25 protein-coding genes are annotated in these 24,176 nt (G+C 35.8%); 18 read left to right on the top strand and 7 right to left on the bottom strand.

The genetic code is table 11. The features are described 5' to 3' along the window. Positions 1–30 precede the first annotated feature (30 nt). Positions 31–888 carry an ATP-grasp domain-containing protein gene (locus KBJ98_RS05570; protein ID WP_210788642.1) on the bottom strand — a complete coding sequence of 286 codons (858 nt, stop codon included), beginning with the start codon at positions 886–888 and terminating at the stop codon, positions 31–33. Positions 889–1,046: 158 nt separating this feature from the next. Then, a complete protein-coding gene (locus tag KBJ98_RS05565; RefSeq protein WP_210788641.1) occupies positions 1,047–1,733 on the bottom strand; it encodes an ABC transporter ATP-binding protein in 687 nt (228 codons plus the stop codon). A gap of 335 nt (positions 1,734–2,068) precedes the next feature. Here KBJ98_RS05565 and KBJ98_RS05560 point away from each other — a divergent pair, with 335 nt between their 5' ends. Beyond that, positions 2,069–2,740 carry a DUF6565 domain-containing protein gene (locus KBJ98_RS05560; RefSeq protein WP_210788640.1) on the top strand — a complete coding sequence of 224 codons (672 nt, stop codon included), beginning with the start codon at positions 2,069–2,071 and terminating at the stop codon, positions 2,738–2,740. A 66-nt stretch (positions 2,741–2,806) separates the two neighbouring features. On the opposite strand, the gene KBJ98_RS05555 is transcribed toward KBJ98_RS05560, so the two are convergent. The 3 genes from KBJ98_RS05555 to KBJ98_RS05545 all read right to left on the bottom strand — a co-directional run bounded on the left by KBJ98_RS05555 (position 2,807) and on the right by KBJ98_RS05545 (position 6,139). Beyond that, positions 2,807–3,592 (bottom strand): O-methyltransferase, encoded by a 786-nt coding sequence (locus KBJ98_RS05555; protein ID WP_210788639.1) that lies wholly within the window; start codon positions 3,590–3,592, stop codon positions 2,807–2,809. Positions 3,593–3,682: 90 nt separating this feature from the next. Then, on the bottom strand, positions 3,683–4,081 hold the full coding sequence (locus KBJ98_RS05550) for an NUDIX hydrolase (protein WP_210788638.1): 399 nt from the start codon (positions 4,079–4,081) through the stop codon (positions 3,683–3,685). A 195-nt stretch (positions 4,082–4,276) separates the two neighbouring features. Beyond that, positions 4,277–6,139, bottom strand: coding sequence for an ABC-F family ATP-binding cassette domain-containing protein (locus KBJ98_RS05545; RefSeq protein ID WP_166134919.1), 1,863 nt, complete (start codon positions 6,137–6,139; stop codon positions 4,277–4,279). 227 nt (positions 6,140–6,366) lie between these two features. On the opposite strand from KBJ98_RS05545, the gene KBJ98_RS05540 reads away from it, so the two are divergent. The 12 genes from KBJ98_RS05540 to KBJ98_RS05485 all read left to right on the top strand — a co-directional run bounded on the left by KBJ98_RS05540 (position 6,367) and on the right by KBJ98_RS05485 (position 15,358). After that, complete coding sequence (locus KBJ98_RS05540; RefSeq protein WP_210788637.1) at positions 6,367–7,554, top strand: glycosyltransferase family 2 protein; 1,188 nt, start codon at positions 6,367–6,369, stop codon at positions 7,552–7,554. 84 nt (positions 7,555–7,638) lie between these two features. After that, entirely contained in the window at positions 7,639–8,940 is a 1,302-nt protein-coding gene (locus KBJ98_RS05535) for a dihydrolipoamide acetyltransferase family protein (protein ID WP_210788636.1), read from the top strand. Positions 8,941–9,082: 142 nt separating this feature from the next. Further along, positions 9,083–9,859: a 3'-5' exonuclease gene (locus tag KBJ98_RS05530; RefSeq protein WP_210788635.1), complete on the top strand. Its 777-nt coding sequence runs from the start codon at positions 9,083–9,085 to the stop codon at positions 9,857–9,859. A 39-nt stretch (positions 9,860–9,898) separates the two neighbouring features. Further along, positions 9,899–10,510: a fumarylacetoacetate hydrolase family protein gene (locus KBJ98_RS05525; RefSeq protein ID WP_210788634.1), complete on the top strand. Its 612-nt coding sequence runs from the start codon at positions 9,899–9,901 to the stop codon at positions 10,508–10,510. After that, entirely contained in the window at positions 10,510–10,854 is a 345-nt protein-coding gene (locus tag KBJ98_RS05520) for an Hpt domain-containing protein (protein ID WP_210788633.1), read from the top strand. Before KBJ98_RS05525 ends, KBJ98_RS05520 begins: the two co-directional genes overlap by 1 nt. 213 nt (positions 10,855–11,067) lie before the next feature. Further along, positions 11,068–12,321, top strand: coding sequence for a CinA family nicotinamide mononucleotide deamidase-related protein (locus KBJ98_RS05515; protein ID WP_210788632.1), 1,254 nt, complete (start codon positions 11,068–11,070; stop codon positions 12,319–12,321). Positions 12,322–12,393: 72 nt separating this feature from the next. Beyond that, positions 12,394–12,630, top strand: a complete 237-nt coding sequence (rpmB, locus tag KBJ98_RS05510; RefSeq protein ID WP_024980263.1) for a 50S ribosomal protein L28 — start codon at positions 12,394–12,396, stop codon at positions 12,628–12,630. 27 nt (positions 12,631–12,657) lie between these two features. Beyond that, the gene (gene rpmG / locus KBJ98_RS05505; RefSeq protein ID WP_007805817.1) at positions 12,658–12,840 is read left to right on the top strand and encodes a 50S ribosomal protein L33; all 183 of its coding nucleotides are present in this window, start codon (positions 12,658–12,660) and stop codon (positions 12,838–12,840) included. A gap of 95 nt (positions 12,841–12,935) precedes the next feature. Then, positions 12,936–13,088, top strand: a complete 153-nt coding sequence (locus KBJ98_RS05500; protein WP_073370281.1) for a DUF4295 domain-containing protein — start codon at positions 12,936–12,938, stop codon at positions 13,086–13,088. Between the two features lie 128 nt (positions 13,089–13,216). Beyond that, a complete protein-coding gene (gene ftsY, locus KBJ98_RS05495) occupies positions 13,217–14,197 on the top strand; it encodes a signal recognition particle-docking protein FtsY (RefSeq protein WP_210788631.1) in 981 nt (326 codons plus the stop codon). A 443-nt stretch (positions 14,198–14,640) separates the two neighbouring features. After that, positions 14,641–15,081: a hypothetical protein gene (locus KBJ98_RS05490; RefSeq protein ID WP_210788630.1), complete on the top strand. Its 441-nt coding sequence runs from the start codon at positions 14,641–14,643 to the stop codon at positions 15,079–15,081. Beyond that, positions 15,062–15,358 (top strand): DUF721 domain-containing protein, encoded by a 297-nt coding sequence (locus KBJ98_RS05485; RefSeq protein WP_166134946.1) that lies wholly within the window; start codon positions 15,062–15,064, stop codon positions 15,356–15,358. The genes KBJ98_RS05490 and KBJ98_RS05485 overlap by 20 nt, the downstream gene beginning before the upstream one ends. A 123-nt stretch (positions 15,359–15,481) precedes the next feature. Here the strand turns inward: KBJ98_RS05485 and KBJ98_RS05480 are convergent, their stop codons facing one another. Both KBJ98_RS05480 and bshC read right to left on the bottom strand, forming a co-directional pair. Next, the gene (locus tag KBJ98_RS05480) at positions 15,482–15,901 is read right to left on the bottom strand and encodes a nucleoside-diphosphate kinase (RefSeq protein WP_166134949.1); all 420 of its coding nucleotides are present in this window, start codon (positions 15,899–15,901) and stop codon (positions 15,482–15,484) included. An 86-nt stretch (positions 15,902–15,987) separates the two neighbouring features. After that, the gene (bshC, locus tag KBJ98_RS05475; RefSeq protein WP_210788629.1) at positions 15,988–17,577 is read right to left on the bottom strand and encodes a bacillithiol biosynthesis cysteine-adding enzyme BshC; all 1,590 of its coding nucleotides are present in this window, start codon (positions 17,575–17,577) and stop codon (positions 15,988–15,990) included. A gap of 112 nt (positions 17,578–17,689) precedes the next feature. Here bshC and KBJ98_RS05470 point away from each other — a divergent pair, with 112 nt between their 5' ends. From KBJ98_RS05470 to accC, 5 genes are all read left to right on the top strand, one after another. Beyond that, positions 17,690–18,964 carry an MFS transporter gene (locus KBJ98_RS05470; RefSeq protein ID WP_210788628.1) on the top strand — a complete coding sequence of 425 codons (1,275 nt, stop codon included), beginning with the start codon at positions 17,690–17,692 and terminating at the stop codon, positions 18,962–18,964. Between the two features lie 77 nt (positions 18,965–19,041). Then, complete coding sequence (locus tag KBJ98_RS05465) at positions 19,042–19,578, top strand: hypothetical protein (protein ID WP_210788627.1); 537 nt, start codon at positions 19,042–19,044, stop codon at positions 19,576–19,578. A gap of 244 nt (positions 19,579–19,822) precedes the next feature. Continuing rightward, positions 19,823–22,024 carry a B12-binding domain-containing radical SAM protein gene (locus KBJ98_RS05460; RefSeq protein WP_210788626.1) on the top strand — a complete coding sequence of 734 codons (2,202 nt, stop codon included), beginning with the start codon at positions 19,823–19,825 and terminating at the stop codon, positions 22,022–22,024. A 93-nt stretch (positions 22,025–22,117) separates the two neighbouring features. Beyond that, complete coding sequence (locus tag KBJ98_RS05455; RefSeq protein ID WP_210788625.1) at positions 22,118–22,603, top strand: acetyl-CoA carboxylase biotin carboxyl carrier protein subunit; 486 nt, start codon at positions 22,118–22,120, stop codon at positions 22,601–22,603. A 96-nt stretch (positions 22,604–22,699) separates the two neighbouring features. After that, positions 22,700–24,139: an acetyl-CoA carboxylase biotin carboxylase subunit gene (gene accC / locus KBJ98_RS05450; RefSeq protein WP_210788624.1), complete on the top strand. Its 1,440-nt coding sequence runs from the start codon at positions 22,700–22,702 to the stop codon at positions 24,137–24,139. Positions 24,140–24,176 lie beyond the last annotated feature (37 nt).

The following is a 24,176-nucleotide window of genomic DNA, read 5'->3' as shown; positions in this document are numbered from 1 at the left end:
AAATGCTATTGATATGTTGAAAAGACAAATTTAGGCTATTAATTTTACTATTGCAGCAACAAACTGACTCAATGCTGTTGGACTTAAGTTAAAATACAAATCGGGTTCAATGCATTCTACTTCCATCAACTGTAACTGGTCGTTAATGATGATGCCGTCAACGCGGGCGTAAAGTAATCGGTCTGGAAAATTTGCTATGATTTTTTGAGCACTTGCAATTAAATCTTCTGATGGGTTTACCAAAGTGTATTTGCCACCAAATAGCGTTTGCACTCTGAAGTCGCCATCAACGGGTTTTTTGTTTACGGCGTGTGAGAATTGTTTATTGAAAAAAATAAATGACGTTTCGCCAATGGTTTGAATCTCTGGGCGAAACTCTTGCAGTAACAGCTCTTTTTGAGTTGCAATATTGCCATATTCTTCGTTGATGCCATTGACATCTTCTGCATCAAAAACCGTTGTTAAGTACGATCCTGCTGAAAAAGCGGGTTTTATTACGGCTTGTTTCCAAGAGGCTGGCAGCAGTGCTGCCAAATCTAGTTTAGTAGTGCGATCTATAAACACAGTGGGTAAAATAGTTACTCCTTGTTCCTCCAGATCACGTAGGTAAAACTTATGAATGTTTTGTTTGACCAGCTCAATTGGATTTAGGGTTTTAATACCTAATTGTTCGAGGTGGTCCAGCCAAGCTCTGAATTCAGATTCTTTTTCGAAATAATCCCAAGTATTGCGAAAGATAAGATAATCAAATGTAGTCCAATCAATCGTTTTATCGCTCCAAATGGCGGGAATTGCTGTAATGCCATGTTGTGCCAAAGCAGGAATTAACGGTTGGTCTTCGGGATTTAATTGGGGTAGTTTTTCGCAAGTTAGTAGTGCGATTTTCATTGTATTGGATTTTGAATGATAATGCTAAACGTGTTCAGCAGCAGGATTTTCTAGCCCTGATAGCAGTGGAAATCCTTTTTTAAAACCTTACAGCCCTTCAGAGGCTGTGAGGTTTTAGAAAAGATTGAAGCATATAGCCGGATTAGCTCCTGAAAAAATTATTTTGAAGTGTCGCTTTCAATTACACCATCTCTAAGTCTGATGACACGGTTGGCGTAGGCGGCAATTTCTTCTTCGTGAGTTACTAAAATTACAGTGTTGCCTTGGGCGTGAATGTCGCCAAATAACTTCATAATTTCGACAGATGTTTTACTATCTAAGTTTCCGGTTGGCTCATCGGCAAGGATGATTGAGGGTTTGTTGACCAATGCTCTGGCAATGGCTACACGCTGACGCTGCCCTCCAGAAAGTTGATTAGGTTGGTGATCCATTCTGTTTGATAAATTCACTTGCTCCAATACTTCAGTTGCTCTTTTGCTACGCTCTGATTTTGAGTAGCCAGCATAAATCATGGGTAAAGCTACATTGTCAAGTGCGGTTGTTCTTGGCAACAAGTTGAAGGTTTGAAAAACGAATCCGATTTCTTTATTTCGAATTTCGGCTAATTCGTCATCGCGCATTTTGCTGACATCTTTGCCATTTAAGACGTAGCTTCCTGATGTGGGTGTGTCAAGACAGCCTAGTAAGTTCATCAAGGTTGATTTTCCTGATCCAGATGGTCCCATTAGGGCTACATATTCTCCTTTGTTAATCTCTAAATCGATTCCTTTAAGTACGTAAACAATTTCATTGCCTAGTACAAAGTTTCTTTTAATATCACTTATTTTAATTAACGGGTTTGCCATTGCAGTTGATGATTTAAACCTCAGTCGGAACTTCGGCGGTATTTAAGTTTGCTTTTTTCAAAGTACAAAAACTTTTGATTATAGGGTTAGTAGCTCATTTTGTGATTTGTTACACGTATTAAATAAGGTTTTTGCGAAATATTGAGGATTTACACCTTTGATAGTTTCAACTTGCGAAAAGTATGCAATTTAAAATTGATTTTCAGTTTTTTAAAAGTCTTTACGGTTTGATTTGTAGAATTTTAGGATTCTATTGTATAATTTATTGATTTGTATTGCTATGGAGATATTGTGTTCTACTTTTACCCTATCATTAACAAATAAACCAAAATAATATGAAAACTTTAAAATTAAGTTTAGGATTAGCAGTACTTGCGTTAAGCGTTTCGGCTTGTAAAAATGAAAAGCAAACTGCTGCAGAAAAAGAAGTAGAGAGTTATGTAATGTATGTAGACTCGCTTGAAAATGTGGCAGGTAACGAGGTAGAAAAAAACTGGGAAGCTATCGAGGCTGATTACCAAACTCGAATGGCAAATCTTGACCAATCTATGGCTGATTTAGGTGAAAATGGAGAAGCAAAAGCGCGCGTTGAAGCTAGTAGAGCAAAATACGAAACAATAAAAACTAAGATTGCCGCTCAAAAAGCTGCTGCTTTGGTTGAAATGGCATCAAGTCCACAGCAAAAAATAAGAAATACACTTTTTGGTGAAGGAAGAGTAGGAGAGGACATGAACTTTAGCTGGGTTAATAAAACGAACGCCTTGGCCGTTTACCAGCAGTTTGTTGATGCCGTTCAAAAAAATAAGGATAGTTATTCTCGTGAGGATTGGGATGAAATTAAATTGATGTATGAAGCATTAGATAGTCGCAAAAATACCGTTGAAAAAGAAGGTTTGTCAAGTGATGACAACCGCAAAATAGCAGGTTTGAAATTGAAATTTGCGCCAATGTATACGCTAAACAGAATGGGAGCCAAATCTGGTGAAATGCAGAAAGCAAAACAATAAGCAACAAAAACGATTTGGTTACTAATACAAGGTGAAGATGACAGTCCGCAAGGGCTGTCATTTTTTTTATACTCGAATTATAAAATGTTCTTTCGGTTGTTCTCTTCTAAAAAAAACAAATCCCCATTGAAAAGTATCTATGGTGACAGATACTTTCGGATGTTGCTGGATTTGTTCCCAAGCTTGCTCCATCCCTTTAGACCAGTGGATGTCATCAAAAATCCAAACACTGTCATTGTGTGCTGTAGGTAACAGCAGTTCAAAATATTCTAAGGTCGCTTTTTTAGAATGATTGCCATCAAAATAAATAAAATCGAAGTTTTGTGGTGGCAATTGTTTAAAATAATCGCCGAACTCTGTTGTAACAACCTCTATGTTTTTGAACTCACATTCTTGCAATTGAGTACGAGCGTAATTTGCTGTTTCGGTACAACCTTCGAGTGTAATTATTTTTGTGGTTTTGTTGTTGTTTTTAGTATCACTGCTCATGGCTGAGGTTGCAATTCCGAGAGAAGTTCCGAGCTCTAAAATTGTTTTTGGATCGAAATATTCGACAAGTCGTACTAATAATTTGCCTCTTTTTTGACTGATTCCGGCTGTTTTGGCAATCTTGCTAATTATTCGATTGTTGGAGGTAAATACGCGAGATCCCGCACCAAAATCGGTGATATTTAAAGTGTTTTTATTGTTCAATTGTTGCTGACGGTACTTTTTAAAAACATCGTAGGCAGCACGATTTTTAGTGTCGTAAAAACATTTGGTGAGCAAATTAAAAACAAATGGCGAGTGCACAGCATGTTCGTTCTTAGACTGCCATAAAAAGCGCAAGTAAGCTTGTATTTGAAAAAGCATAGTAGTTGTAAACAAAATTGAAATAAAATCAATGCGAAGATACATAGCCAATTTTAGTTGACTCGCATTTTGCATTAATTTTTGACAAGTTTAGTCGATTTCGTTTCTGGCTTTTAATTCTTCAAAAATGATTTGATCGACAGCAGAAATATATTCTCGATCAGAATATTGCAGCCATTTAACCTCTTCAATCTCAGAGCTTGCTTGCAGAGTTCCTGAGTAATCTGCCTTGTAGCAGGTCATTTGTACCAATATGTTTGGAGCATGACCATGTGCTTGGGCTCTAAAAGTGCCAAAAAAATTAATGCTTTGTGGATTGATTACCACATTTAATTCTTCTTTGATTTCTCGAACCAAGGTTTGCTGATCCGTTTCGTTTCCTTCTCGTTTTCCTCCTGGCAAATAATATTTGTCTTTACCAAAGCTTTTGGTTGAAAGGATACGGCGATCTTCAATGAATATCCATGCTATTTTGTCAATTAGGGTCATTTGCTTTACTTTTTTTTATTCAGTTGTACTAGTTATCTAATTTCAAAAAACCCACAACAAAATCAAAAATTCGTTGTGGGTTTTTAAAATTAAAGCTTTCGCTATTTTATGCTTTTTTAATTACCGCATATTGTGACTGCTAACTGAGACTGTCAACTGCGACTGTCAGCTGCGACTGTCAATTGTAACTGCCTTCTAACCCTCAATTTTAGCACTCAATTCAAACCAGCGCTCTTCTTTAAGTTCAATCTTAGTAATTATGGTTTCTAGCTCCTTGGCTTTCTTTTCAATATCAGCATCAGCTACTTTTCCGTCTGCAAAAAGCTGTTCAATTTTGGCTTTTTCTACCTCTAAATCTTTGATTTCACGTTCTATTTTCTGAAATTCTTTTTGTTCGTTAAAAGTCAAATTTCCCGTAGGATTGTTTTGTTTCCAATCCTTCTTCTCTGCTTTGTTTTCCTCTTTTTGAGCCACATCGGCACTGTCTTCGTAAGCTCTGAAATCTGAGTAGTTACCCGGAAAATCTTCCACCACACCGTCACCTCTAAAAATGAACAAGTGATCTACAATTTTATCCATGAAATACCTATCGTGCGAAACTACTAAAAGACAACCCGGATAATCAAGTAAGAAACTTTCTAAAACGTTTAGTGTTACAATATCCAAGTCATTCGTAGGCTCATCAAGAATCAAGAAGTTTGGATTCTGAATCAAAACAGTACACAAATACAAGCGTTTCAATTCGCCACCACTCAATCGGTCTACAAAATCGTATTGCTTTTTCGCATCAAATAAAAAGCGTTCTAATAATTGTGATGCCGAAATTAACTTTCCTTTCATTAACGGGATAAATTCGCCGTATTCCTTGATCACATCAATAACGCGCTGCCCCGGTTTCGGATTGATTCCACTTTGTGTGTAATACCCAACTTTAATGGTTTCACCAACTACCACTTTTCCAGAATCTAGTGGCAAAGTTCCTGTCAAAAGATTTAAGAAAGTCGATTTACCAGTTCCGTTTTTACCAATGATTCCAATTCGTTCGCCACGCTGAAAATCAAAACTAAAATTATCCATGATGACATGGTCCTTGAATTTTTTTGAAATTTTGTGAAGCTCAATAATTTTGCTTCCCATGCGTTCCATGTTGATTTCAAGCTCCACTTTGTTCTCACGGCGTCTGCTTTGTGCTTTTTCCTTGATCACATAAAAATCATCTTGTCTGGATTTTGATTTGGTGGTTCGCGCTTTTGGCTGACGGCGCATCCACTCTAATTCCTTTACAAATAGATTTTGGGCTTTATCGACACTAGAGTTTTCAGAGGCAATACGTTCTTCTTTTTTCTCTAAATAATAGGAGTAGTTACCTTTGTATTGGTATAATTTTCCGTTGTCTAATTCTATGATTTCATTACACACACGCTCTAAGAAAAAACGGTCGTGTGTAACCATGAAAAGGGTAATATTTTCTTTTGCAAAATAGCTTTCTAACCATTCAATCATTTCCAAATCCAAATGGTTGGTAGGTTCGTCAAGAATTAATAAATCCGGACGATTGATCAAAATAATGGCAAGCGACAATCTTTTTTTCTGTCCACCTGAAAGATTTTTTACTTTCAATTTGAAATTTTCTAACTTCAATTTGAATAAAATCTGCTTGTATTGGGTTTCAAAATCCCAAGCGTTGTGCTGGTCCATGCCGTCAAAAGCTTTTTGGTAAGCCTCTTCGTCTTCTGGATTTTCTAGCGCTTTTTCGTAAGCTTCAATTACTTTTAAGGTCTCGTTATCAGATGCAAAAATGCTCTCTTCAATGGTCAATTCATCTTGTAAATTGTTGTTTTGCGACAAAAAAGCCATTTTGATTCCTTTACGAAGCACTACTTGACCCGTATCTGATTCTTCCAAACCATTAAGAATGCTCATAATTGTGGTTTTTCCTGAACCGTTTTTGGCTATAAAAGCAATTTTTTGATCTTTATTGATCCCGAACGAAATGTCTTTAAACAAGGTGCGTTCTCCAAAGGATTTTGATATGTTTTCTACTGAAAGGTAATTCACGAGTCTTTATTTTTGGCAAAAGTACATTATTTCAACGAAGTAGTCGTCATTGATGAGGTTTGCTTGTAAATAGATAGTCTATTTTATTTTTTAGATAGTTTGACCAATTAGCACTTTGATGAAAGAGAAGTCATAGCTTATTTTTAGATATGAAGAAAAGAATGTAGTTTTGAACCAAGCTATAAATAGGAGCAACAAAGTTTCTTAATCAATCAAAAAAATCACCTTTGCAGTTATCAGTTGTTATTCTCAATTACAATGTGCGCCATTTTTTGGAGCAATGTGTGCTCAGTGTACAAAGCGCTTTGCTGCACCTTGACGCCGAAATTATTGTAGTTGATAATAATTCGTCAGATGATAGTGTGTCGATGATGAAAGAGCGTTTTCCTACTGTAAAACTCATTCAAAATACTGAAAATTTGGGTTTTCCAAAGGGTAATAATGTAGGTGTAGCAGTTGCTCAAGGCGACTATGTATGTATTTTGAATCCAGATACGGTGGTTGCCGAAGATACTTTTGTAAAAGTTTTGGCTTTCGCCGAAAGGCAAATTAATTGCGGAATCGTAGGCGTTAAATTAATTGATGGTGCGGGTAATTTTTTACCAGAAAGCAAGCGCGGTGTGCCAACGCCATGGGTTGCGTTCACTAAAATTGTGGGATTGTATAGCATTTTTCCACACTACAAATGGTCAAAACAGCTTTTTGGCAAATATTATGCACAGCATTTAAATGAAAATGAGTCAGGGCCAGTGTCAATTCTGGTTGGAGCATTCATGGTTTTAAAAAGGGATTTGTATACAGAATTAAAAGGTTTTGATGAAAACTGTTTTATGTATTCTGATGATATTGACTTATCGTATCGCGCGCTCTTGGCTGGAAAAAGCAATTTTTATTTTCACGAAACCACCGTTATTCATTATAAGGGAGAGAGCACGATTAAAGATGCCTCTTACATGAAACGCTTTCAAGAAGCGATGACTTTTTTTTATCAAAAACATTTTAAAGTGTCGTTTTTGTTCCATTTTTTTATGCAAATTGGGATTTCCTTTTTCTCATTTATAAAAATGCTACAAGGGACTTCTGCGGACAAATGGCAACAGAAGCAAGCTCCTGATGGATATATTTTGTTTTCAAAAAATAAAATGTTAGCCAATAAACTGGCTAGTATTTTACAAAATAATGTCGTTTTTCATGATATTACCTCAGAAAAAATGGTATTTTCGTTTACTGAAAAAAGCAAAAAACGGGTAGAAATAATTCTTGATTCGGAACAAATGACCTTTAAAGAGTGTATATCGTTTCTCGAATCTGCAAGAAATAAAGGATTTACATTTAAAATTCTACCTAAAAGCGCTAATTTCTTAATAGGAAGCAACAATAGTAATAGCAGAGGTGAGATTATAGAAATAGTATAAAAAATTACATTAAGTGTAAATTATATTTGTAAATTTTAGTAATTTCGCAAACTGAAAATCAATATCACCTTTTAGGTTAACAATATGGCAAGATTTGAATTAAAACTTCCGAAAATGGGAGAAAGCGTTGCTGAGGCAACCATTACAAACTGGTTAAAAGAAGTTGGCGACAAAATCGAAGCGGACGAGGCAGTACTTGAAATTGCTACTGATAAGGTAGATAGTGAAGTGCCAAGTGAGGTTTTGGGTGTTTTGGTAGAAAAACTTTTTGGTAAAGATGATTTAGTGCAAGTGGGACAAACCATTGCAATCATTGAAACCGATGGTGATGCTGCAAGTACTCCAGCACCAGAAGTTGCTGTGATTGAAAAAACAATTGCTGCGGTACAAGAGAGTGTAAGTGCTCCTGCGCCTGTTGCGGTAGATTTTTCGGCATCAGAGCAATTTTTGTCTCCGTTGGTAAAAAATATAGCTAAAGAAGAGGGTGTTTCTGTCGCTGAATTAGCAACTATTCAAGGAACAGGTAAAGAAGGTCGAGTGACCAAAAACGATATATTAGCTTATGTAAAAAACAGGACAGTGGCTCCAGTAGCACAACCTGTTGTTGCATCAGCTCCAACGCCGGTTGCGGCACCTGTTGCAGTAGCGCAAAAAGCAGCTCCAGTATCAGTAAACGGAGGTGATGAGATCGTTGAGATGGATCGCATGCGTAAATTGATTTCTGGATACATGGTGGCTTCTGTGCAAACATCGGCGCACGTGCAATCCTTTATCGAGGTAGACGTGACTAACATTGTAAAATGGAGAAATAAAGTAAAAGATGCTTTTGAAAAACGCGAAGGTGAAAAACTTACTTTTACTCCTATTATGATGGAGGCTGTTGCAAAAGCATTGAAAGATTTCCCTGGAATGAATATTTCGGTTGATGGTGATTACATTATCAAAAAGAAAAATATCAATTTAGGAATGGCTGCAGCTTTACCAAACGGCAATTTAATTGTTCCTGTTATCAAAAATGCAGACCAATTAAACCTAGTTGGAATGGCCAAAGCAGTAAACGATCTAGGAAATCGTGCTAAAGCTGGTAAATTGAAACCAGATGATACGCAAGGCGGAACATACACAGTAACCAATGTAGGAACGTTTGGTAGTGTTTTTGGCACTCCTATTATTAATCAACCGCAAGTTGGAATTTTAGCTTTGGGAGCTATTCGCAAAGTGCCTGCTGTTATCGAAACGCCTGAAGGTGACTTTATCGGTATTCGTCAAAAAATGTTCTTGTCTCATTCTTACGATCATCGTGTTGTAGATGGAGCACTTGGAGGTAGTTTTGTAAAACGTGTTGCTGAATATTTAGAAGCATTTGATGTGAATAGAGATTTTTAATTCACAAATTGGAATAAAATTAAAACCCGATGGCTACCAAGCTATCGGGTTTTTTGTTTGTAGCTTTTCAACATAAGTTTGATTGGTAACTTTCTGTAATTTCCATAACAAATTTCTATCTTTGCCTTCTTACACATATAAAATGGAACTTAAACTCAATAAACCAATTTGCTTTTTCGACCTAGAAACCACAGGAATTGATATCGGAAAGGACAGAATTGTAGAAATCTCAATATTTAAAGTTTTTCCTAACGGAAACAAAGAAAGTAAAACTTGGTTGGTAAATCCAACTATTCCAATTCCGCCGCAAACTACAGCTGTGCATGGTATTACGGATGAAAAAGTGGCGAATGAGCCCACTTTTAAAGATTTGGCTGCGCAAGTTTACGCTATGATCAAGGATAGTGATTTGGCGGGGTTCAATTCAGATCGTTTTGATATTCCGTTATTGGCCGAAGAAATGTTGCGTGCTGGTGTCGATTTTGACATGAAAAACAGAGTTTCGGTAGATGTTCAAACTGTTTTTCATAAAATGGAAGAGCGTACTTTGAGTGCGGCTTTGAAATTTTATTGTGGTAAAACACTCGAAAATGCACATTCAGCCGAAGCAGATACCATGGCAACTTACGAAATTTTGAAAGCGCAATTAGATCGTTATCCAGAATTAGAAAATGATATGAAGGCGTTATCGGAATTTACTACTCGTAAAAAAATTGCTGATTTTGCAGGTATGATTGCTTTTGATAAAGATGATGAGGAGATTTTTACCTTCGGGAAACACAAAGGAGTGAAAGTAGAGAAAGTACTTGAAAGTGAACCAGGTTATTTTAGTTGGATTCAAAATGCCGACTTTCCTTTGTATACCAAGAAAGTTTTAACGGCGATTAAATTGCGAAAACTGAACAATAAACTAAGCTAATTTTTGAATCTCTCCATCATTAAATTTTTTAAGTAAGAAATGAAAATAATCTGTATCGGTAGAAATTATACCAATCACATCGAAGAATTGCAAAACGAACGTCCAACGGAGCCTGTTGTTTTTATGAAACCAGACTCGGCTGTTTTGCTAAAGCAACATCCATTTGTACTTCCAGAATTTTCGAATGATGTGCATCACGAAATTGAACTTATTGTAAAAATCAGTAAAGTTGGGAAGTACATCGAGCCAAAATTTGCTCATAAATATTATGATGAAATCAGTGTAGGAATCGATTTTACCGCGCGTGATCTGCAGGATAAACTAAAAGCAAAGGGTTTGCCATGGGAAAAAGCCAAGGCATTTGATGGATCGGCAGTTATTGGAGAATTTTTGCCTAAAAGTGAATTTACTTCCTTAGAAAATCTTACATTTGAATTAACCAAGAATTCGCAAACGGTACAAAAGGGAAATTCTAATTTGATGCTATGGAAAATTGACGAACTGATTGCTTATGTTTCTCAATTCTTCACATTGAAAATTGGTGATATTATTTTTACAGGAACTCCGGAAGGTGTTGCTGCGGTGCAACCAGATGATGTTTTAGAAGGATTTTTAGAGGGAAAACAACTATTTAGAATACAAGTAAAATAATGGCTATACATTACAACCTTTCGAAAGTGTACGCGCTTTCAGATAACGATGCAGAGTTTGTTAATGAGATATTAACGCTTTTTGTAACCGAAGTCCCTGCGGATATGGTTCAAATAAAAGAAGGGATCAAAAAGAAGGATCACAAACATGCCTATGCGTATGCGCATAAAATTAAACCTACTCTGGATTTGTTGGGCATGAATGTAGCTTTTGAAGAAATTCTGCAAATTGAAGCTTGGACCAAGACCGAAGGCAAGAAGAAAGATATTAAAGAAACTTTCAAAAGTGTAAAAAATCAAGTGAATGAGGCTATTAAAGAAATTAAAAAAGATTTCGACTTGTAGTTTTTAAAACTTGAATATTAACTTTTTTTGGGAGCTTTTCGATTGAGGTTTGTTTTTTAGAAATAGATTAATGAAAATATAAGAATAAGATGTTTTTTAAAACAAAAGCATCTTTAATGCTTTGTCAATGCGACATTTGTTATTTTTTAAATAAAAAAAGCAAATGTTACACTGGCATTTTTTTTAGGAATAGAGCAATATATACACGATAAAATGAAAGCAGCTATAGTTACTATTGGGGATGAAATTTTGATTGGACAAATTGTTGATACCAACTCGGGATTTATTGCAAAGGCATTAGATAGAATTGGTGTTCAAGTACAAGAAATGCTTTCGATTAGTGATGATCAAAATCATATTTTAAATACGTTCGCAGCTTTACAAAATAAAGTAGATTTTGTAATTGTAACAGGAGGATTAGGTCCAACGAAAGATGATGTTACTAAAAAAACATTTTGTTCTTATTTTGATGACCACCTAGTTGTTGACAAGGCCGTAGAAGCGCATGTAATTGCCTTGATTGAGCGTGTAATGAATAGGCCTGCTTCGCAAGTCAATAAAGATCAAGCATTGGTTCCTTCCACTTGTACGGTTTTGCACAATCAAGTAGGGACTGCGCCAGGAATGTGGATGCAAAAAGAGGATACGGTTTTTATCTCGCTTCCGGGAGTTCCGTATGAAATGAAATATTTGGTAGAGCAGGAAATTGTGCCCAAAATAGTTCGTGAGTACGAACGGCCGTATATCATTCATCAAACCGTGCTAACTTACGGGCAAGGTGAAAGTTTGGTGGCTGAACGCATTGAAGCTTGGGAAGATAATTTGCCAGAATTTATAAAGTTGGCCTACTTGCCAGCGCCAGGTCGAGTACGACTCCGATTAACTGCAAGAGGCACGGATAAAGAAGTTTTGCAAAATGCGTTAGCCGAGAATGTAAAAACTTTACAAGGTTTAATAGGTGATATCATTGTAGGTTTTGATGAAGAGGACACTATCGAGGTTGTAGTTGGGCGATTGCTAGCACAACAAAAATATAGTGTAGGAACCGCCGAGAGTTGCACTGGTGGTAAAATTGCGCAGCTTGTTTCAAGTGTTGCTGGTTCCTCCGCGTATTTTAAAGGAGGAGTGGTTACTTATGCTACGGCGCTAAAAGTGGATCTTTTGGGAGTTCCTGAGGCTTTGATAAAAGAATACTCCGTTGTTAGTAAAGAAGTAGCTGAGGCTATGGCGCAGCAAGCAAAAGCCAAATTAAATGTAGATTTTGCAATTGCTACAACTGGCAATGCAGGACCTTCAAAAGGAGACTCTGATGCTGAAATAGGAACTGTTTTTATTGCAATTGCGGGACCAAGCGAAATTATTGTAGAAGAGTTCAATTTTGGCCAACCCCGTGAAAAAGTGATAGATAGAGCTGTAATAAAAAGTTTAGAATTGCTCCAGAAAGAAATTTTAAAAAATGTGCGTTAAGAATGTTGCTTTATAGGTTTATTTTTCTTTTCTTTGCACCCTGATTTTGAATAACGATAAAAGATAAGTATAATGTCAAGAGTTTGTGACCTTACAGGTAAAAGAGCGATGGTAGGAAATAACGTTTCTCACGCTATGAACAAAACTAAGAGAAAATTTTCTGTGAACTTAGTTAAAAAGCGTTTTTATCTTCCAGAAGAAGATAGATGGATTACTCTAAGAGTAGCTGCATCTACGATAAAAACAATTAATAAAAATGGAATCGCTGCTGTTTTGAAAAAAGCACAGTCAGAAGGATTTATTAAATAATCTGTTCCAAAATAAAAAAATAGCAAGATGGCAAAGAAAGGTAATAGAATCCAGGTAATTTTAGAATGTACTGAGCACAAGACTACTGGTGTTGCAGGAACTTCAAGATACATCACTACTAAGAACAAGAAAAATACTCCAGATAGATTAGAGATTAAAAAATTTAATCCAATCTTGAAGCGTGTAACTGTTCACAAAGAAATTAAATAATAACACGAGATTTTAATAATAATCTCAAGAACTGCCTTTTAAATGTAAAGCATTATACTTGAGACACTTATTCTAATTTTTAAAACATTTGAATCATGGCAAAGAAAACCGTAGCATCGTTACAAACATCTTCTAAGAGATTATCAAAAGCCATCAAAATGGTGAAATCTCCAAAAACAGGTGCATATACATTCGTAGAATCTATTATGGCTCCTGAAGCTGTTGATGAATTCTTGAAAAAGAAATAATTAACAAATACATTATATAGAAAAGCTACTTTCACTCGGAAGTAGCTTTTTTATTTTCTATATTTACGGTGCCGAAAATGAATGGGCGAAGAACTTCTAATGCGCTCATTCTTAATATTATTTATATTATGAGTTTTTTTAAAAAAATATTTTCATCTGATAAAAAAGACCCAAATTTTAGCGAACAAGCTAAAGAGGTGTTGGATAAAGGACTTGAAAAATCGAAAACTAACTTTTTCTCTAAACTTACCAAAGCTGTTGCCGGAAAATCAAAAGTTGATGATGAGGTTTTAGATAACCTAGAAGAGGTTTTGGTTGCCTCTGATGTAGGTGTAAATACTACTTTGAAAATTATATCTCGAATTGAAAAGAGAGTTGCAGTCGATAAATATTTGGGTACTGCGGAGCTGAATCATATTTTACGTGACGAAATTGCTGGATTGTTATCTGAAACAAATACAGACGATGCAACAGGTTTTGTAAAGCCGTCTAATGCCACACCGTATGTAATCATGGTGGTGGGCGTTAATGGAGTGGGTAAAACGACTACTATTGGTAAATTGGCGCATCAGTTTAAAAATCAAGGTTACAAAGTAGTTTTAGGTGCTGCAGATACATTTAGAGCAGCTGCTATTGATCAATTACAAATTTGGGCTGACCGCGTAGGTGTACCTATTGTACGTCAAGAAATGGGTAGTGATCCAGCATCTGTGGCTTTTGATACTTTGCAATCAGCAGTGGCTCAACAAGCAGATATTGTTATTATTGATACTGCAGGTCGTTTACATAATAAAATTAACTTGATGAACGAATTGTCAAAAGTGAAGCGTGTGATGCAGAAAGTTGTAGCTGATGCGCCTCATGATGTACTTTTGGTACTAGATGGTTCTACAGGTCAAAATGCCTTTGAACAAGCAAAACAATTTACCGCAGCCACTGAAGTAAGTTGTTTGGCCGTTACTAAATTAGACGGTACTGCTAAAGGTGGGGTGGTGATTGGTATTTCGGATCAGTTTCAAATTCCTGTGAAATATATTGGAGTGGGTGAAGGTATAAATGATTTGCAGGTTTTTAACAAATATGAGTTTGTAGATAGTTTTTTTAAATAATAGCACTATGAATTTTTCTTCTTTAAAAAACATTTCGCCTCTGTCTTTTTACTTAGTGAGTATGATTTGCTTTGTACTTGCAAATGTTGTTCGCGATCAAACGATTAGTTTTTACTATGCATTACTTCTTGTGGGAGTTATGTGTTGTGTTGCTGGTTTTTTGTTGCGAATTAAATCAAAACAGTAGGTTATAATTGATATAGAAATCGTTTCATGAGGCGGTTGATTTAGACCAACATGTTGCTAGACAATTGTTGGTTTTTTTATTCTTTATACTCCGCGTTTTGGATAGAGTACTGAAAATTAGAAATCTTAATTTAAGTAAAACGGACTAGCCCTGATGGAAGCGGCATTCTTTTTTTGGTCAAAGCTGACGCAGGAAGTTGGCCAGAAAAAGATACAGCGTACAGCAGGAAATAGCTCCTAAAAAAAATAATTTGAATATGAAAAAGTATTTGATTTTTGCCGTATTGGTTTTGGTAATTACTAGCTGCAAACAAGAAATTAAAAAGGAAGATGTTGCCTTGCTGAATGGGTATTGGGAGGTAGAGAAAGTAGTTTTTGATTCCATAGATGATAAGGAATACCGCATGAATGAGGTTTATGATTATTTTAAAATTGAGAATAATAAAGGGATTCGCAAAAAAGTAATGCCGCAACTTAACGGTACTTTTTTAGTGAATGATGTTTTCGAGAAAGTTTCGGTGCGTTATACTCAAGATGGTGTTTTTTTGGATTATGTAACGCCTTATATGAAATGGAGTGAGGAAATTATTGGTTTAACAAATGAGGAATTGGTTTTGTTGAACAAAGAAAGAGGGGAATATCATTATAAAAGAGCAACGGCGATAAATTTAGTAGGAGATGGCAAAGAGGTTAAATAATGAAAGCACGGTTGGTGATGTGCTTAAGCAGATTATTCAAACCAATAAGTTGCAACCTGGCATGGATCAAATTGATGTGAAAGATGCGTGGAAAAACCTAATGGGTAATGGTGTAAATAGCTATACGAATAATGTAGTTTTGAAAGGAAGTACCTTGTATGTAGAGCTCACTTCATCAGTATTGAGAGAGGAGTTAAGCCACGGAAAGTCTAAAATTGTGGCTATGATTAATGAGGAATTGAGGCGAGATGTAGTGAAAGATGTGGTGTTGAGGTAGTTTTCAGTTTTTAGTCGCAGTTTTCAGCTAGATTGGAAATAAAAAATCCCGTTTCAAATTATTGAAACGGGATTTCTATTTTATTATAATCTGTTACTCTCAAACTGAGAATGAGACTGATTACTAGAATTGCTCTCTTCCTGCAAAGTGGAATGCACCTTCGATTGCAGCATTTTCGTCGCTATCAGATCCGTGTACTGCATTTTCTCCGATAGAAGTTGCATAAGCTTTACGGATAGTTCCTTCAGCAGCTTCAGCTGGATTTGTAGCTCCAATTAAAGTTCTGAAATCTTCAACTGCATTTTCTTTCTCTAAGATAGCAGCAACGATTGGTCCTCTTGACATGAATTCAACTAATTCACCGTAAAAAGGTCTTGCAGCGTGTACTGCGTAAAATGCTTGTGCATCAGCAACAGTAAGTTGAGTTAATTTTAAAGATACGATTTTGAATCCTGCATTTGTAATCATTGCAAGAATGTTTCCGATGTGTCCGTTAGCAACAGCATCAGGCTTAATCATGGTAAATGTTCTATTTGTAGCCATTGTGTAAATTTTTAAATTTTGTGCAAAAATAGGATTTTTTTATCTATTATTTTTACAAATATAACATTCAATCCCTTAATATTTCACTAAAGTACAATGATGTCAAATTTAGTGTCTATTGGATCTAACTTTTGAATCAAGTTTGGGATAAGATTTTCGCCGAATTCTAGGTAAAACTCTGAGAAGTTCGTTTGTCTTTCTTGCAAACTTCCGTTAGGGAATAATTCATTTTGAATGTCGCTTATACGGTCTAGAATATCACTCAAATTTCGTTTCTGCGCTTTTAACAGGCGTTTTTCTAATTGCTGAAGTCCTTTAATTTGTTTGGTTTCTTGTGCTTTAAGAGCACCGATAAAAGATCCGTCAGTCTTCTCAGCTATGTCGTACAATTGTTTGAATTGTGTTTGTAACTGCGATTTTAATTCTGTTAATTCGATAGAAAACTCAGATAAATCAATTGTTTTTTGATTGAGTAAATCGGCTTGTTTTTTGAATAAATCTCTCCAAGATAATTGTAATTTATCCGCCTTTTTTGCTTGTTTTTCGCTTGCTAATACCACTGAATTACGCAATAATAGCATTGGAAAGGTAATGTTCGAAGCTTCGAAATATGATTTTAATTCTAACCAATACGCTATTTCTCCACCACCGCCAATGTAGCAGAGGTTCGGCAGAGTTACTTCTTGATACAATGGACGCATGATCACATTGGGACTGAATTTTTCAGGATTTGATTCTAAAAGAGCCAAAATCTCAGTCTCTGAAAATGCAAGCTTAGTATGATTCACCTTATAAAGACTGCCTTCAAACAGAATGCGTTCGCGTAGGTCATTTTCAATATAAAACAAGTTTATTTCTCTCGGGTTTACTTGTACAGTATACTCTTTTAGTAAAGCAATTGAGGCTGTCACTTTTTCAAAAGCGGTTTGCTGTAGCAACTCCTGCTTTACATGTGGGATAAAAAGACGTTTTAATGATGCGGAATCAGCATCAATAATTACTAAACCGTAGGCTCCAAAAAGTTCATTTGCTAGAAAGCGCGTGGCGTCAGCTAGATTGTTGTGCTTTATGTAGGCATCTTCAAATAACTTCTTTAATGCAGTTGCATTGCTACTGCTGCCTAATTCTAATTGGTATACTTCTAAAAATTCATTTAATCCTTCGGTACTTAAACGGCCAACAGGACCTGTGCTTTCTTGGTTCCATCTGAATTTTTTACCCTTGAAATTAAAGTAATTGATTTCTTCAAAATCGTGATCTTCGGTAGCCATCCAATAAACGGGAACAAAATGCTGTTCAGGATACTTGTTTTGAAGTTTTTTAGTTAAGTTAATTGTAGAAATTATCTTGTACAAAAAGTACAAAGGACCTGTAAATAAATTTAGTTGGTGACCTGTAGTAATTGTAAAAGTATTGTTTGAGGCTAATGATTTTATGTTTGCATTTGTAGCTTCACTCGTCTCACAGCTATTGTACTGTTGTAAAAGTGCATCTACAAGTATTGCTCGAGAGCTGTGATTAAAATTATTTTGTTTTTCAGCGATTTGTTCTTCAAAGTTTTCGAGAGCTGGAAACCTGTTGTAAAGAGCAGATAATTGTGGTTTTTGATCTAAATAATCATTCATTAAAGCAGAAAAATATCCAGAGTGCTGATAGCTGATACAGTCGGTTGGCATAATTTAATTTTATATGTTGCTAAAATAACACTTATTATTGGAATTTTTTATTTGTTACTTTCGAAAAATAGCATCACTTTTATCTAATAATATTAACGTTTTTACAAAGAATATGACCAATAAACCAACAAAAAATACCGTAAAACATGTGCTTTTTGGGAGCTTGATAGGGACTACAATAGAGTTTTTTGACTTCTATATTTTTGCTAACGCAGCCGTTTTGGTGTTTCCGCAGTTGTTTTTTCCGAGTTCGGATGCTACATTGGCTACCTTACAATCATTGGCTACTTTTTCGATTGCTTTTTTATCGCGTCCGCTTGGTTCGGCTTTTTTTGGACATTATGGTGATAAAATTGGACGTAAGTTTACTTTGGTCGCAGCTTTGTTAACCATGGGAATGTCAACGGTAGCTATTGGTTTTTTACCAAGCTATGCTAGTATTGGTATTGCTGCTCCTTTGTTGTTAATGTTATGTCGTTTTGGTCAAGGTGTAGGTTTGGGAGGAGAGTGGGGTGGAGCTGTATTGCTTGCTATTGAAAATGCGCCTCCGAATAAAAGAGCTTGGTACGGAATGTTTCCGCAATTAGGCGCTCCAATTGGATTATTACTTTCTGGAGGAACCTTTTTGATACTAACCGACACGATGAGTAATGAAGATTTTATGAGTTATGGTTGGCGAATTCCATTTATAGCAAGTTCTCTTTTAGTTTTAGTTGGTTTTTATATTAGGACCAAAATTACGGAGACACCTTCATTTGAAAATTCAAAAAAGGAACAAGAGGCTGTGAAAATTCCGTTTTTCAGCTTAGTTAAATCCTATAAAAATCAACTTATTTTTGGAACATTAGCTGCGGTAACCACTTTTTTAGTTTTCTATTTAATGACCATTTTTACTTTGAGTTGGGCCACATCCGATTTGGGTTACAGTAAACGTGATGCGTTGTTGCTTCAGTTGTTTTCCGTATTGTTTTTTGCAATCTGTATTCCTGTTTCTGCAGTAGTAGCTGATCGATTTGGACGCCGAAAAATTCTCATGTTAGCCACCGCGCTAATTGCAGTTTTTGGTTTTTTCTTTTCGTTTTTCTTAAACTCGGGACAAAATATTTTGATAACTACTTTTGTTTGCATGGGTATGGCCTTGATGGGATTTACCTATGGACCTTTAGGAACTTTTCTTTCGGAGCTTTTTCCAACTCAATTGCGCTATACCGGCGCCTCGTTAACCTTTAATTTGGCTGGAATTTTAGGCGCTGCTTTTGCGCCAATGATTGCAATTTGGCTGGCAACAACTTATAATTTGACTTACGTCGGTTTTTATTTGACTGCTACATCGACCGTTTCATTACTTGCTTTTTTGATTATTAAAAAAGACAAGCAGGAGTTTTAGTAAGGAATAATTTAGTTTTGATTTATTATTCAAATGCGAGTAGTGTGCGTCAATTTATTATTAAAACGAAGATATCTTTGGAAAAAACAATATTTGAAACTGAAAAAATTCCATTTAAGGAAAGATGCAAAAAAGATATTAAAATTAAATTTTTTGGCATCATAATTTTTGCATCAATCCCAATATTCTCTTTTGGTGAATTTAATATTATGTCAATATTATTTATTCTCTTTTTTTTATTTGTATTCATATCTATAACATATGATGAATCAAAAGAGTTTGTATATAAAATTGAATTTGAAAATGAAAACGTAAAAATTTCTGGTAGCAATTTTGATAATGATTGGATCGAAAAATTTGAAATTAAGAAAGTAAATATCCACATTAGAAAACGCGTATCAAAAACTGGAAGTGTAATTGGATATAAGATAGTATTCAAAAGTGCTAAGAAAAAAATAACATTAAACAGATTAAATAACTGGAATAATTTTGCATTACTCCAGATATTCACAGAGTTTAAAAAATTAAAAGGGGAAAAAATAACAATTGATGAGAAATCATTAATCGATGGAATTAAGAAAAAAGCAGAAAATGAAGGCGAGTGGAAATACTAACCAAAAAACGATGCACAAAAACCTACAGGCAAGTTTTGTTCTAGGTTTAAATTAGTCCTAAACTACTTTTTGCGCGGGAACGTTATGGCTGTTTTTTTTCAAGCGATTTACATCGTGTTGACTCCATTTCATTTGGCTTCTAGTTTTTTAATACTATTAAGTTAGTGGATTTCACTTTTAACCTCAAAAATATTTTTCAAAAAACACCATAATTATCCCTTATTTTTGCACAAAACTTTTCCTCTTGAAAGCGAAACTTTTCCTCATCACGCCGCCTTTTACTCAACTGAATACCCCGTATCCGGCAACGGCGTATATTAAAGGATTTCTGAATACCAAAAATATTGAGTCTGTTCAGGCAGATTTGGGTATAGAGGTGATTTTAAAATTGTTTTCGAAGGAAGGATTAACAGATTTGTTTGAGGTAGGAAGTCAAAAATTTAAAGCTGGAGAGATCTCAGATAATTCCAAACGAATTTTTGCGTTACAAGACGAGTACTTAAAAACGATTAATCCCGTAATTGCTTTTTTGCAAGGGAAGAATCCAACATTAGCGCTTCAAATTTGTCAAGAAGATTTTTTGCCAGAAGCTTCACGCTTTGCACAATTAGAAGAACTCGATTGGGCATTCGGAACAATGGGAACTCAGGATAAAGCGAAGCACTTAGCCACTTTATATCTCGAAGATATTTCAGATTTTATAGTAGAATGTGTCGATGCTAATTTTGGTTTCAGTCGCTATGCCGAGCGATTGGGTCGAAGCGCCAATTCTTTTGATGAATTATACGAAGCCTTGCAGCAGGAGCCTACTTACATCGATTCGGTTTTGTTTTCTCTTCTAAAAGAAAGAATTGAAAAAGTACAGCCCACTTTGTTTTTGATATCGGTGCCCTTTCCAGGAAATTTGTACTCTGCTTTTCGCTGTGCGCAATGGGTTAAGAAACATTTTCCTGAGATTAAAATTTCAATGGGAGGCGGTTTTCCTAATACGGAATTGCGTTCCCTTTGTGACACACGCGTTTTTGAGTTTTTTGATTTTATTACGTTAGATGATGGCGAAACACCTATTGAAGAACTAATAAGCCCCCCAGCCCCCGAAGGGGGAGTTAAGACCTATAAAAGAACTTTTTTACTTGAAAATGGTCAAGTAGTTTATAAAAACAATTCCACTAAACCAGATTACAAGCAATCCCAAGTGGGTACGCCTGATTATTCTGATTTACTTTTAGATAAATACATTTCGGTAATCGAAATTGTCAATCCGATGCACCGCATGTGGAGCGATGGCAGATGGAATAAGCTTACCATGGCGCACGGTTGCTATTGGGGCAAATGTACTTTTTGTGATATTTCATTAGATTACATCAAAATTTACGAACCTGTTGCTGCCTCATTACTCTGCGATCGAATGGAGGAAATGATTGCACAAACGGGCGAAAATGGTTTTCACTTTGTTGACGAAGCCGCTCCGCCAGCTTTAATGCGAGCATTGGCTCAAGAGATCCTGCGAAGAAAATTATCCGTCACTTGGTGGACGAACATTCGTTTTGAAAAAAGTTTTACCAAAGATTTATGTTTATTGCTCAAAGCATCAGGTTGTATTGCGGTTTCGGGCGGACTCGAAGTTGCTTCTGATCGATTGTTAAAGTTGATTGATAAAGGAGTTACGGTAGAGCAAGTAGCACGAGTTACACGCCATTTTACTGAAGCAGGAGTAATGGTACATGCGTATTTAATGTATGGCTATCCTACCCAAACGGTTCAAGAAACCATTGATAGTCTTGAAATGGTGCGTCAATTGTTCGAAGCGGGAATTTTACAATCAGGATTTTGGCATCAATTTGCCATGACAGCTCACAGCCCTGTTGGGATGTATCCCGAAAAATTTGGTGTAAAAAAGGAAACGGAAGCTATTGGTACTTTTGCCAACAACGATATCAATTATACGGATGCAACGGGGATTGATCATGATCAATTTAGTTTTGGATTAAAGAAATCCCTCTTCAATTTTATGCACGGCATTTGTTTTGATTATCCTTTACAGGATTGGTTTGAGTTCAAAATCCCGAAAACCAAAATTCATCCTGATTTTATCTTTAATGCCTTAAATGAAGCAGAAGATTTTTCTACTAAGCCTACAGCAAAAGTAGTTTGGTTAGGAGGAAAACCTTTTGCAGAAGCATTTACAAAGTCTAAAAAAGGTCGTACGTGGGATATGATGTCTTTTACATTTCATGATAAAAAAGAAAGTTTTTCAATTCAAACCAGTGCCCATGAAGGAGAGTGGTTGCAACAGTTGCTTGAAAGAATTTCGGTGTCTCAAACTAAAGTTTATACTTTTCAAGAAATAAAATCCGATTTTGAACTAACTCTTGAAGACTTTGAACTGTTTTGGTTCTCTAAACCAATTAGAACACTGCGCGATTACGGCTTGCTTGTACTTTAAAAATAATCCTTGTTTACACGACCAAAAAAGTGATTTTTTGGTTTACGAAAACGTTTTCTTTTACTTATTTTTACGATTCTAAAAAAGTAAACAATGAGTACTACTTATAAAGTGAACGTAAACGATACTTTCCTTTTTGATTTGGATCAGGAAAGTACGAATCAACTTGATGCCGTGCATTTAAGTTCTAATGCATATCATGTTTTACACGATAGCAAACCTTATGAAGTAGCTATTTTAGCTGCTGATTTTCTTCAAAAAAAATACACTGTCAAAGTCAATAATTCGGTATTTGAAGTCGATATTGCCAATCCACTTGATACTTTGATTAAGGAGATGGGCTTTGAAACAGGGCTTTCCAAACAAATTAACGCGATCAAAGCTCCAATGCCGGGATTAATTCTCGAAATTAATGTAGTTGTAGGTCAAACGGTCCAAGAAAATGACAATTTGATCATTCTAGGTGCCATGAAAATGGAGAACAGTTTTTTATCGCCAAGAGATGGAGTGATCAAAACCATTGCTGTGCAAACAGGTGATGCGGTTGATAAAGGACAGCTTTTAATTGAATTTGAATAAGTACCTACCTAAAGTTTTACTGGCTTAAAATTTTGCACAGCTAAAGAGTCTGTTGTGATATATTTTAAAACTAATTACTCCGTTAAAATTTAAAAAATGAAAAAAATACTAGTTGCCAATAGAGGTGAAATTGCTATTAGAGTGATGAAAACCGCACAAAAAATGGGCATAAAAACAGTAGCCGTATATTCTACCATTGATCGTAATGCACCTCATGTTAAGTTTGCTGACGAAGCCGTTTGTATTGGCGCTGCGCCTTCAAGTGAGTCTTATTTATTGGGAAATAAAATTATTGAAGTAGCATTGTCACTTCACGTAGATGCTATTCACCCAGGATATGGATTTTTGAGTGAAAATGCTGATTTTGCTGAAGAGTGTGAAAAAAATAATATCATATTCATTGGCCCGAAATCAAAAGCAATTCATGTAATGGGAAGCAAATTAGCGGCTAAAGAGGCTGTTAAACAATACAATATCCCGATGGTGCCGGGATATGATCAAGCTATTACCGATGTTGAAAAAGCCAAATTAGTTGCTCAAGAAATTGGGTTTCCTATTTTAATCAAAGCCTCTGCAGGTGGCGGAGGAAAAGGGATGCGTGTGGTAGAGCAAGAATCAGACTTTGAATCGCAAATGGATCGTGCTATCAGTGAAGCAGTAGCAGCTTTTGGCGATGGTTCTGTTTTTATCGAAAAATACGTAGGCTCACCACGACACATCGAAATTCAAATCATGGCAGACAGTCATGGTAATGTATTGTACTTTTTTGAAAGAGAGTGTAGCATTCAGCGCCGTCATCAAAAAGTAATTGAAGAAGCTCCTTCATCTGTGTTAACGCCTGAATTGCGAAAAAGAATGGGAGAAGCGGCTGTTTTGGTAGCCAAATCTTGTGATTATTTGGGAGCAGGAACAGTTGAGTTTTTATTAGATGAAAACCTAAATTTCTATTTCCTTGAAATGAATACGCGTTTGCAAGTAGAGCATCCGGTTACAGAATTGATCTCGGGTACTGATTTAGTTGAACTTCAAATAAAAGTAGCTCGTGGCGAGGCTTTGGCTATGAAACAAGAAGATTTAAAAATTTTAGGTCACGCCATGGAGTTGCGCGTGTATGCTGAGGATCCTTTAAATGACTTTTTGCCAAGCGTAGGTAATTTAGAGGTATATCAATTGCCTGAAGGCGAAGGTGTACGTGTTGATAATGGTTTTGAACAAGGTATGGATATTCCTATTTACTATGATCCCATGTTGGCTAAACTAATCACTTACGGTCAAACCCGTGAAGAAGCTATTCAAATCATGATCAAAGCAATAGCCGATTATCAAGTTAAAGGAGTCGAAACTACCTTGCCTTTTGGGAAATTTGTTTTTGAGCATGAAGCTTTCCGTTCGGGAGATTTTGATACTCATTTTGTTAAAAAATATTACAGCCCTGAAAAGTTAAAAGATCAAACTCAAAAAGAAGCTCAAATTGCAGCTTTAGTAGCTTTGAAACAGTATTTTGAAGATCAAAAAATGGTACGATTGCCAAACTAAATTTTCTTTTGTGATTAAAGAAGAAATATTAGTTCTA

The organism is Flavobacterium erciyesense, from assembly GCF_018069925.1.
GTDB classification, from domain to species: domain Bacteria; phylum Bacteroidota; class Bacteroidia; order Flavobacteriales; family Flavobacteriaceae; genus Flavobacterium; species Flavobacterium erciyesense.
Note: the sequence above shows the minus strand (reverse complement) of the source record. Positions and strands in the feature narration are given on the sequence as shown.